Source organism: Amycolatopsis sp. BJA-103 (assembly GCF_002849735.1).
Lineage (GTDB): Bacteria > Actinomycetota > Actinomycetes > Mycobacteriales > Pseudonocardiaceae > Amycolatopsis.
Window position 1 is genome coordinate 4,350,078 of sequence record NZ_CP017780.1, and the last position, 12,329, is coordinate 4,362,406.

A 12,329-nucleotide genomic window follows, 5' to 3' on the forward strand; every position below is an offset into this window, starting at 1 on the left:
CTAATCACGCTTCCCGGCCCGAGAGGTCACCAGCCGGTCAAGATTTGTCATCCAGCCTTCGGCTATCCGGGTGAGGTCTTCGGCCGGAAGGACCTCGGGCAGATACGACCAGTGCGCGGTGAGCACGCCACGTTCGACCGACGCGTTGATCGACAGCGCGTGCGTGGCGGGCGCCTCGGGATCCACGTCGCCCCCGATGACGTTCTCCCCCGCGGCGAGCAGCCAGTCCTCGTCGCGTGCGCCACCCGCGTCGACCTGGCCGACGTAGTTGAACAGCACCTCGGCACCGTCCAGCTCCTCGCCGTCCCGGTAACGCAGGAGGCCGTAGCCGATCCCGTTGTCCGGCAGCGCTTCCCGGTCTTCGCGCAGTTGCCGCGCGGTCGTGGCGAGGTCGCCGGAAACCGCGACGCGGACCGGATACAGCGACGTGAACCAGCCGACCGTGCGCGAAAGATCCGCGTCACCGAGCAGTCCTTCCGCCCGGCCGTGGCTCTCCAGGTCGACCAGCAGCGCTCGCCCGCCACGGTGTTCGGCGATGGCCGCCGCGAGTGCGGCCAGCAGCAGGTCCTGCACCCCGCAGCCGAGCGCGGCGGGGACCGGGCCCAGCAGCGCGCTGGTCGTCTCCTCCGGCAGCGTCAGGGTTTCGTTGCGCCCGCGCGAGATCGTGTCCGACGAGCGGAGCGGCCGCCCGGCGGGCCGGATGTCGGCACCGTCCACAACGGACCGCCAGTACGGCAGTTCGGCGCGGCGATCGGCCTCGTTCAGGCGCAGGGCCCATTCCCGGAACGAAACTTCGACCGGCGGCAGTGCCTCGCCCGGCGCGCGGCCGAGTACCGCGACGTCCTCGAACAACGGCTGCCACGACACCGCGTCGACCACCAGGTGGTGCACCATCAGCAGAAGCCGGCCCGGCCGCTCCTCCCCCGCGTCGAACCACACGGCGCGCAGGACGTCGCCGGTGAACGGGTCCAGTTCCCGCACGGTCCGTTCGAACTCCGGGAACTCCGTGGTGAAGAGATCGTCGACAGGCCGGTCCGCCAGGTCGACGCGGCGCAGCAGGGAGGCGGCGTCGGCCGAGTCCCGCACGTGGACGGTCCAGTCTTCGGCCAGCCTGGCACGGAGGACGTCGTGCCGGTCGAGCACCGAGCTCAGCACTTCGGTGAGACGGGGAAGACCGACACCGGCCGGGACACGCAGAACCGCGTACTGGCTGAGCCTGCCGATCGGGCCACCGCGTTCCCGTTGCGCCAGCATGATCGGCGTCGCCGGGAACTCCCCGACGGCGGGCACCGCGGGACGGCTTTCGCCGGTGTCTCCGGTCGCGATCAGGGCGAGCGCGGCGACGGTCCGCTGTTCGAAGACCGCGCGCGGGGTGATCCGCAACCCGGCGGCCCGCGCCCGCCCGACCACGCGCATGGACAGGATGCTGTCGCCGCCGAGGGTGAAGAAGTCGTCCTCCACCCCGACTTCGGGCAGCCCGAGCACTTCGGCGACGATCTCGGCCAGCTGCCTTTCGCGTGGATTACGCGGGGCCGTCCCGCCGCTGAGCGCGCTCAGATCCGGCGCCGCCCACTCCGCGGTGGCGAGCACGGCCCGGTCGACCTTCCCGTTCGGCGTCATCGGCAGTTCCCCGAGCAGCACGACCGCCGCCGGGACCATGAAGTCCGGCAACGCCTCCGCCACCGAAGCGCGCAGCGCCTCACCATCCACAGTGGACTCGTCGGCGATCGCGTAGCCGACGAGCCGGTCGCCCCGGACGACGACGACCGCGTCCGACACCGCCGGATGCGCCGCCAGCCTGGCTTCGATCTCGCCCGGCTCGACCCGGTGCCCGCGGACCTTGACCTGGTCGTCGGCCCGGCCGCGGAACTCGACGCGGCCCTCGTCGGTCCAGCGGGCGAGGTCGCCCGTGCGGTACATGCGCTCGCCGGGTCCGCCGAACGGATCGGCCACGAACCGGTTCGCGGTCAGCGCCGGTGCCCCGAGGTAGCCGCGGGCGAGCTGGGCGCCGCTGAGGTAGAGCTCTCCGACGACGCCGGGCGCGACCGGCATGAGGGCGTCGTCGAGCACCCGGATCCGCGTGTTCGCGACGGCCCGGCCGATCACCGGACCATCGCTGTCCCGCAGTCGCGCGATCACCGTGTCGACGGTGCATTCGGTCGGCCCGTAGAAGTTGTAGCTCTCGGTTCCGTCGAGGTTCCGCAGTTCGGTCCACAGCCCCGGCGGGACGGCCTCGCCGCCGACGCCCACCACGGCCAGCGGCGACTTCCCGTCGCGCACCAGTCCCGCGGCGGCGAGCTGGACGAAATGCGAGGGCGTGACCTCCACGAAGTCGATCCGCCGGTCGATCAGGAACCGCGCGAGATCCTCCGCGTCGAGCCGGACGTCGTCGGTGACGACGTGCAGTTCGTGCCCGCCGAGCAGGCCGAGCGTCGGCTGCCAGGACGCGTCGAAGGCGAACGACCAGTTGTGGCCGATCCGCAGCCGCGCCCGGCCGGTCCGCTCGATCGCGGGCCCGAGCACGTCGCGATCGTGGCTGTGGAACAGGTTCACCACGTTCCGGTGCGGGACCAGGACCCCCTTGGGCCTGCCGGTCGAGCCCGACGTGTAGATCAGGTGCACCGGATGCCGCGGCAGCAGGACACCGGAACGGTCGGCGTCGGTGACCGGTCCGGCGGAGAACGCGCTGTCGTCGGGCCACTCGTCCTCGGACAGCACGAGCGACGGCTTCGCGTCGTCGAGGATCCCGGCCGTCCGGTCCTCCGGCTGCGCGGGATCGATCGGCAGGTACGCGGCACCGGATTTGAGCACCGCCAGCATGGCCACGAAGAACAGTTCCGATCGCCGCAGCCGGATCGCGACGACACCCTCCGGTCCCGCGCCCCGGGCGATCAGCGCACGGGCGAGGCGGTTCGCGCGGGCGTCCAGCTCGGCGTAGGTCAGCGCCCGGTCCTCGCAGGCCACCGCGATCGCGTCCGGTCCCCGGCGGACCTGCTCTTCGAACGCGGCGACCACGGTGGACTCGGGCACGGTCAGCGCCGTCTCGTTCCACGCGCGCAGCACGAGTTCGCGTTGCGCGGGCGGCACCAGCTCCAGCCGTCCGACCGGGACGTCCTGCCGGTCCGGGACCCCGGCCAGCAGGTCCACAAAGGACTGTCCCAGCTCGCCGACCCGTTCGGCGGTGAACACATCGGTGCGGTATTCGAGGATCAGCTCCAGCTTCGGTCCCGGCGCGGCGACGACGGTGAGCGGGTAGTGCGTGGCGTCCTCGCCTTCGACCCCGGTCACCTGCACGCCCGCCTGGCGCTCGCTCTCGGCCAGCGCTTCGGCGTCGACCGGATAGCTCTGGAAGATCAGCAGCGTGTCGAACAGTTCGCCGGAACCGGCCTGACGCTGGATCTCGGCGAGGCTCAGGTAGTGGTGGTCCAGCAGCGCGGCCTGCTCGGCCTGCACCCGGGAAAGCAGCGCTCCCAGGGTTTCCGAGGCATCGCTGCGGACGCGGACCGGCAAGGTGTTGATGAACAGGCCGATCATCCGGTCCGCGTCGGGCAGGTCCGCGGGCCGCCCGGACACCGTCGCGCCGAACACCACGTCACGCCGCCCGGTCAGCCCGCCCAGCAGCAACGACCACGCGGTCTGCAGGACGGAGTTCAGCGTGACGCCGTGCTGCCGGACCCAACCGGTCAGCCGTCGTGTCTGTTCTTCGGTGAGCCCGACGGTGAGCTTGTCGGGCAGGTTCTGCCCTCGGCCGATGCCCGGCGGCGCGATCAGCGACGCGCCTTCGAGTCCGGCGAGCGCGTCCCTCCAGGCCCGGCGCCCGCCCTCACGATCCTGGCGGCCCAGCCATTCCAGGTAGTCCCGGTACGGACGGGCCTTCGGCGGCGACCCGGTGCGGTAGAGCTCCAGGAGTTCCTGGCCCAGCAGCGGCGCCGACCAGCCGTCCAGCACGATGTGGTGGCTGGTGATCAGCAGCCGGTGGCGGCCGTGCCCGAGGTCGAACAGGGTGAACCGGATCAACGGCGGCTCGGCGAGGTCGAACGGGCGCACCCGCTCGGCGGCCGTGACCGCCTCGATGTCCTCGCCGGGGAGGTCACGCCAGTCGAGGGTCGTCTCTCCCGGCACGATCTGCACCGCGCGCCCGGAGTCGAGATAGCGGAAACCCGCGCCCAGGTTCGGATGCCGTTCCAGCAGGCGGCCCGCCGCGGACCGCAGTCTCGCCGGGTCGACGTTGCCGAGGTCCAGCATCTGCTGGGTGACGTAGACGTCGAGGCTGTCTTCGTCGAACGAGGCGAGGAAGAGCATGCCTTCCTGCAACGGCGAAAGCGGCCAGACGTCGGCGGGGGCGCCGAGCTCGTCGACCTCGTCCAAAGTGAGGTCCAGCAACGGGAAGTCCGCCGAAGAGAACCCTCCGGTCCCGTCCGCGGTCAGCCGGGCGGCGAGGACGGCCGCGGCCGCCATCCATTCCGCGCCGATCGCCTCGGCGTCCTTTTCGGACAGTGCGTCCGGCAGGTAGGCCAGGCTCGCGGAGAGCCCGTCCGGTGTCACGGAACAGTTGACCTCCAGCGGATGCGCGGCGGGCATCGCCGGGTCGAGGTCGCCGCCGAGACCGGCGTGGTCCGGGCCCGGACGCCAGTCGGTCTCCTCGCCGGGAGCCTCGACGTCGAAGCGGCCGAGATAGTTGAACAGCACCTCAGGCCGTCCGCGTCCGGCGAGCTCTCCGGTGAGATAGCGCAGCAGCGGGTAGCCCGCGCCGCCTTCGGGCAGCCGGAGCCGGGTGTCCTTGGCGTGTTTGAGCTGACGGACCGGATCGGGGTCCGCGGTGATCCGCATCGGCGCCACGGTGGTGAACCAGCCGACCGTGCGCGAGAGATCGCTTTCGTCGTCGCGGCCGTGTCCTTCGGTCTCCACCAGGACCGAACGGGTGCCCCGGACCCGCGTGATCGCGGTGACCAGGGTGCCGAGCAGCGCGTCCTGCATCCCCGACCGGAACGACTTCGGCACGCCCGCCACCAGCGTCGCCGTGGTTTCCGGCGAGAGCGAGACCTGGATCTCGCGGGTGCCGCCGACGGTGCCCGCGACGGCGGGGCCCGGCTCGCCCAGGACCTCGCGCCAGTACGGGAGTTCCTTGCGATGCCGTGCGATCCGCGGCGCCAGACCGGCCGCCCACGCGCGCAAGGACACCGGCACCGCGGGGAGTTCCTTGCCCTCGCCCGCGGCGGCGAGGTCGTCGAAGAGCACCCGCCAGGACACGCCGTCGACGACGACGTGGTGGATCACGAGCAGCAGCCGTCCTGGCGCTTCACCGGCGTCGAACCAGACCGCGCGGACCATCGCGCCGGACGCCGGGTCCAGGGCGGCCTCGGCCTCGCGAGCTTCGCGGTGCAAGAGATCCTGGTCCAGGTCACCCGGCACGCGGCGCACGACATCGGACGCCGTCACCGCGCCCGGCGGCGGGATCCGCAACGTGGTGCCGAGGACGGCCCGCAGCGCGTCGTGCCGGTCCAGGATCGCCTGGATCACCTTGTGCAACGCGGCCTCGGTGAGCCCTCGCGGAGTCCTGACCACGGCGGACTGGCTGAACCGGCGCGGCACCCCACCCCGCTCCAGCAAGGCCGCGATCATCGGGGTCTGGGCGACGACACCGACGGCGGGAACCGCGGCGGTCCCGGCACCGGAGACCAGCGGCTCGGCCAGTTCGGCCAGGGCGGCGACGGTACGGGCCTCGAACACCTGACGCGGGGTGATCCGCAGTCCGGCCTGCCGGGCGCGGCTGACCACCTGCAGAGACAGGATGCTGTCACCGCCGAAGCCGAAGAAGTCGTCGGTCACCGAGATCGACGGGAGGCCGAGCACGGCCGCGAAAGCGTCGGCGAGGGCCTTCTCCTCGGGTGTGGCCGGCGCGGCACCGCCGGTCAGCCCGCTCAGGTCCGGGGCGAACTCGTCCGCCCCGGCCAACGCGCCCCTGTCGACCTTCGCGTTCACGGTCAGCGGCAGCCGGTCGAGGACGACGACGACCGAGGGCACCGAGTAGTCCGGCATCCGCGCGGACAGCACGGCCCGCAGGTCACCCGGTACCGGCTCGGCACCGGGTTCCGGGGTCACGTAAGCGACCATGCGCTTGACGCCGGGCTGGTCCTCGCGGATCACCGCGACGGCCTCGGCCACTCCGGGCCGGTCGCACAGCGCGGTCTCGACCTCGCCCAGTTCGACCCGGAAACCGCGGATCTTCACCTGATGGTCGACGCGGCCGAGGAAGTCGAGTTCGCCGTCCGCGGTCCAGCGGACCAGGTCGCCGGTGCGGTACATCCGGTCCCCGGGCGCGCCGAACGGGTTGGCCACGAACCTCGTCGAGGTCAGTCCCGGCAAGCCGAAGTAGCCGCGGGCGAGTCCTCCGGCGACGTACAGCTCGCCGGCGAACCCGGGCGGGACCGGCCGCAGGTCGGCGTCGAGCACGTACGCCTGCTTGTTCGGGTCGGGCGGGCCGATGACCACGCGGCGGTCCGCGCGGCACTGCCACAGCGTGGAGTTCACCGTGCATTCGGTCGGGCCGTAGGCGTTGAACATGCGGCGGCCGCGGCTCCAGCGCGCCACCAGCTCCGGGGTGAGCGCGTCGGTGCCCGCGATGAGCGTGACGCCCTCGGGCAGGTCGCTCCCGGCGAGCGTGGTGAGCGCCGACGGCGGCACGAACATGTGCGTCAGGCCTTGCGTGGCGACGAATTCCACCAGCGGCTCCCCGAGACGGCTCTCCTCCGGCACGACCACCGCGGTCGCGCCGACGAGCAGCTGGGTCGACAGCTCCGCCAGCGAGACGTCGAAACTCGGCGACGCGAACAGCAGCACCCTGCTACCCGGCCCGCTTCGGACGGACTCGGCGAACATCGCCACCAGGTCGGGGACGCCGCGGTGCGGTACGAGCACGCCCTTGGGCCGTCCGGTGGAACCGGAGGTGTAGATCAGGTACGCGGCGCTGTCGGGATGCGGCAGGGGCAGTTCGGCGGGCGGTTCGAGCAGGGCGTCGTCCAGGACGACGACCGGGACGCCGTGCTCGCTCACTTTCCCCGCGGTAACGGAATCGGCGACCAGCAACGTCGGACGCGCGTCGGACAGCATGTAGGCGATCCGGTCGGGCGGGTACTCCGGATCCAGCGGCAGGTACGCGGCGCCCGCGAGCTGCACGCCGAGCATGGCGGTGAGGAACCCGAGACCGCGTTTGATCGCGACACCGACGATGCGCTCCGGCCCGGCGCCACGGGCGGCGAGCACACCGGCCAGGCGTGACGCCCGCTCGTACAGCTCGCCGTAGGTGACCGCGATCCCGCCGTCCTCGACCGCGACCGCTTCCGGCCGGGCCCTTACCTGCTGGACGAAGAGTTCGATCAGCGACTCGCCCGCGCGGGGCAGAGTGGCGCTGTTCCACTTGCGCAGCACCAGTTCCCGCTCGTCGGCGGTACCGAGGTCGACCGATCCGGCGCGGCGGTCCGGCTCGGCGGGCAGCGCCGTCAGCAGGTCGGTCAGCAACGCCGCGACGCGCCGGACGAAACCGGCTTCGAGCAGGTCCTCCCGGTACACCAGGGCGATCACGAACTCGTCGCCCGGCGCGGCCACGGCGGTCAGCGGATAGTGCGTGACACTGCGGGTCTCCTCCGGTGACACGGCGAGCCCGGCCGCGTCGTCCGCGCGGCGGAGCGCGTCGGCGTCGGCGGGCGCGCTCTGGAACACCGTGAGGGTGTCGAACAGTTCCCCGTGCCCGGCCTCCTTCTGGATCTCGGCGAGCCCGAGGTACTGGTGGTCCAGCAGCGCGGCCTGTTCGGCCTGCACGCGGGTGACCAGCCCGGTGAGCGTCTCCCCCGGGTCCAGCCGGACCCGGACCGGGAGTGTGTTGATGAACAGGCCGATCATCCGGTCGACCCCGGGCAGTTCGGCGGGTCTGCCCGACACGGTGGTGCCGAAGACGACGTCACGGCGGCCGGTGAGCTTGCCCAGCGCGATCGCCCAGGCCGCCTGCACGACGGTGTTGAGGGTGACCCGGTGCTCCCGCGCCCACGACGTCAGGCGTTCGGTGTCCACAGTGGAGAGACGGACTTCCAGCTCGCTCGGGAACTCCGCCGACGGCGTGCCGCCCGGGGCCAGCAGCGTCGGCTCCGCGAGCCCGGCCAGCGACCCGCGCCAGGCCGCACGCGCGGCTTCCCGGTCCTGGCGTCCGAGCCAGGCCAGGTAGTCGCGGTATTTCGGCGCGGGCAGGAGTTCCCCTCGGCCGTAGGCGGTGAACAGCTCCTCGCCCAGCAGCGGACCGGACCAGCCGTCGAGCAGCAGATGGTGCGCGGTGACGACGAGTTTGTGGTGCGCGGGCGCCAGCTTCAGCAGCCGGAACCGGATCAGCGGCGGCGAGGCCAGATCGAACCGCCGCGCCCGGTCGGCGTCGAGCAGCGCGGGGACTTCGTCCTCGCCGACCTCGTCCACCTGCCACGGCACCGTGACCGCTTCCGGGATCAGCTGGACGGTCTCGCCGCTCTTGCGCGGCCGGAAGGCGGCACGCAGGTTGGGATGCCGGGTGAGCACCGTCTCCGCCGCCGCGCGCATCCGCTCGGGGGCGAGGTCACCGCGCAGGTCGAACACCTGCTGGATGGTGTAGACGTCGGTCGCCGCACTGTCCCATGTGGACAGGAAGAGCAATCCTTCCTGCAACGGGGACAGCGGCAGCACGTCCTGGACACCACGGGCGGTACTCACGAAACACTCCAATCACCGGAGAACTCGGCGAATTCGTCGTCGTCCAGTTCGATCAGCGGTTGTTCCTCGAGCGGCAGTTCCTCCGCCGCCTGGGTGACCTCCGCCAGCGCGGCCACGGAACGCAGCTCGAACACCTGGCGGGGGGTGATCTTCAATCCCTCGGTCCTGGCCCGGCCCACGAGGTTGAGCGACCGGATGCTGTCGCCGCCGAGCGCGAAGAAGTCGTCGAACACGCCGACCCGGCCGAGGTCCAGCACTTCGGCCATGCAGACGGCGAGGACCCGTTCGGTCTCGTTCCGGGGCTCCGCGGAGCCGGTCTCGGCCTGGCGGTCGGGTTCGGGCAGCGCGGCACGATCGAGCTTTCCGTTGGGTGTCACCGGGAACGCGTCGAGCCAGACGAAACCGCCCGGCACGAGCTGCTCCGGCAGGCTCTCCCGCAACGCCGTCCGCAGGTCGTCCGAGGATCGCGCGTCGCCGGTCAGGTACCCGACCAGTCCGGCGGTCCCGGCGACCGCCTCGGCCCCGGTCACCCCCGGCAGCGCCGAGAGGGCGGCCGAGACCTCGCCTAGTTCGATCCGCACCCCGCGGATCTTGACCTGGTCGTCGCCGCGGCCGAGGTACTCGAGAACGCCGTCCTCGCGACGGCGGGCGAGGTCGCCCGTGCGATAGAGGCGCGTCCCGTCCGGCCCGGCGACGAACCGGGTCGCCGTCAGCCCGGGGCGCCGCAGATACCCGTGCGCCAGCTGGACTCCGGACAGGTACAGCTCGCCGGCGCAGCCTCGTGGCACCGGCCGGAGCGCGGCGTCGAGGACGTGCGCCCCGGTGTTCCACACGGGCCGCCCGAGCGGTACCGGACGAGCGGGATCGTCGCCCGCCGTGTCGTGGAAGGTGACGTCGACGGCCGCTTCGGTGGGTCCGTACAGGTTGTGCAGACCCGCCTCGGGCAACACCTCGCGTGCCGCGGCGACGAGGTCGCCGGGCAGTGCCTCACCGCTGCACACGACGCGCCGCAGCGGAAGGCCCGCCGCGGCGGGTTCGGCCAGGAACGGCCGGAGCATCGACGGGACGAAGTGGACGGTGTCGACCCGTTCGGCCCGGATGACTCCGGCCAGCAGCGCCGGGTCCTGGTGCGCTTCCGGCGGAGCCACGACGAGCGTGCCGCCGGTGAGCATCGGCAGGAACAGCTCCCACACGGAGACGTCGAACGAGATCGGCGTCTTCTGCAGGGTGCGGGTTTCCGGCCCGAAGCCGTACTCCTCGGCCATCCAGCGCAAGCGGTTCACGATCGCCCGGTGGTCCACGACCACGCCCTTGGGACGGCCGGTCGAACCCGACGTGTAGATCACGTACGCGGGCGCGGTGTCCGGGACCGGCACTAGCGGCTGACGAGTCTCCCCGGCCAGCAGATCCGGCAGGCTCTCCGGCGTGACGAGCACCGACGGCGCCGAATCCTCGGCGAGGTATTCCTTGCGCGCCTGCGGATAACCCGGGTCGATCGGCACGTACGCGGCACCGCGGCGATGAACGGCGTGCAGGACCGCGACCAGCTCGATCGACCGGGGCAGGCTCACCGCGACGAGTTCGCCCGGTGCCACGTCGAGCTTCGCGGCGATCCGTGCGACGAGGTCGTCGAACCCGGCGTAGGTCAGCGACCGTCCGTCCGCGGTGATGGCGACGGCGTCCGGCGTGGCGGCGACCTGTGCGGCGAACAGTTCCGGCAGGGTCGCGGTCTCGACGTCGACCAGGTCACCCTGCGGTTCCTCCTGGGTGGCGAGAGGAATGCGTCCCACCGGTACCGCGGGGTCGGCCGTGATGGCGTCGAGCACGCCGGTCAGCCGGGCGAGCACCGCGTCGGCGTCGACCACACCGGGGCGGTGGTCCAGCCCGAGCGTCAGGTCCTCCCCCGGCTCGACGATGAGCGCCAGCGGGTAGTGCGTCGCGTCGGTCCCGGCGACGGCGTCCACCGTGAGACCGGCGGAATCCTCGGCGCCCGCCAGGCTCGCGTCGTCGACCGGGTAGCTCTCGAACACGACGAGGGTGTCGAACAGCTCCCCGGTGCCCGCCCAGCGCTGGATGCGGGTGAGGCCGGCGTGCTGATGGTCCAGCAGCGCGATCTGCTCGCCGTCGGTCCGGCCCACCAGCGCGGCGAACGACTCGGCCTGCGAGATCCGCACCCGCACCGGGACGGTGTTGATGAACAGGCCGATCATGCGTTCGGCGCCGGGCAGGTCGGCGGGGCGGCCGTGCACGGTGACGCCGAAGACGACGTCGGTCCGGCCGGTCAGCTGCCCGAGCACGAGCGCCCAGGCGGTGTTGACCAGCGTGCTGACCGTGACGCCGAGCTCGCGGGCCACTGCCGTCACCTTGGCTGTGCGCGCGGTGCCCAGATCGGTCTTCGCGCGATCCGGCCGGACGGTGTGGCGTGCCTCGGTCGGCGGCACGAGCAACGTCGGGCCGTCCAGGTCCGCGAGCGCCGTGCGCCAGGCCTGCTCGGCCGCGTTTTCGTCGCGGCCCGCCAGCCACTTCAGGTACCCGGCGTACGGCCGGACCGGCGGCAGCTCTCGTCCCGCGTAGAGCGTGAAGAGTTCCTCGGCCAGCAGCGGGCCGGACCAGCCGTCCGCGAGGACGTGGTGATGCGCCAGCAGCAACCGGCGGCTGTCCGGGCCCGTGCGGACCAGCGCCATCCGCACCAAGGGCGCGTCGGCGAGGTCGAACCTGCGCGTGGCGAACTCGGCCGTGAACGCCTCGGCGTCGACGTCTTCGACGACCTCCCACGGCAGCTCCGCCGACTCCGGCACCACCTGGACGGTGACGCCCGAGCGCAGCTGACGGAACGCCGCCCGCAGGTTGCCGTGCCGGGCCAGCAAGGCGTTTCCGGCCGCGCGCATGCGGTCCGGATCGACCGGACCGGTCAGGTCGAACGAATGGCAGACCGAATAGACGTCCTCGTCCTCGGTGTCGAACGACGCCTGGAACGCGATCCCTTCCTGCAGCGGGGAAAGCGGCAGGACGTCGGCCGCGTCGGCCAGTTCGTCCACATCGGACTGTTCGAGGGTGACCAGCGGGAAGTCCGACGGGGTGCGGAACGGCTCCCGGATCGTCTCGGCCAGTTCGGCCAGCGCGGTCTGCCAGCCCTCGGCGAGTTCGCCGATCTCGGCCGCGGTGAACAGGTCGCGGACGAAGGCGAACTCGCCGTGCAGGCGCAGCCCGTCCTCGTGCCGGACCGCGACCGCGTTGATCTCCAGCGGATGGCTGACCGGCGTGACCTGGTCGGCACCGCCGTCGAGCAGCGAGGACTCCGGCGCGGGCCGCCAGTGCCCGGTCGCCGCCGGGCCGTCGAGCCGCCCGAGGTAGTTGAACAGGACCGTCCGCGCGCCGGTACCGGGCGGCGCCAGCAGCCCGAAGCTGATCGCCTCGGGCAGGGTGCGCAGCTGTTCCTTCACGGTCTTGAGCCAGGCGATGGGGTCACCGTCCACCCCGCCGATGCGCGCCGGGTAGATGCTGGTGAACCAGCCGACGGTGCGCGAAAGGTCTGCTCCGGGCACCAGATGCTCGTCGCGGCCGTGGCCTTCGAGGTCGATGACGAGGCCGCCGTCGTC

The 12,329-nt window shown here is 72.2% G+C and carries 2 protein-coding genes (1 of these 2 only partly in view); both read right to left on the reverse strand.

Annotation, left to right across the window (positions count from 1 at the left end; all coding sequences use genetic code 11):
• Nucleotides 1–8,730, reverse strand: coding sequence for a non-ribosomal peptide synthetase (locus BKN51_RS18780; protein WP_158255826.1), 8,730 nt, complete (start codon nt 8,728–8,730; stop codon nt 1–3).
• Nucleotides 8,727–12,329, reverse strand: partial view of a non-ribosomal peptide synthetase gene (locus BKN51_RS18785; protein ID WP_158255825.1) — the 3' portion only. 9,738 nt of this gene lie beyond the right edge of the window; 3,603 of the gene's 13,341 nt are visible here — the last part of the coding sequence; its start codon lies beyond the right edge, outside the window; its stop codon occupies nt 8,727–8,729. The genes BKN51_RS18780 and BKN51_RS18785 overlap by 4 nt, the downstream gene beginning before the upstream one ends.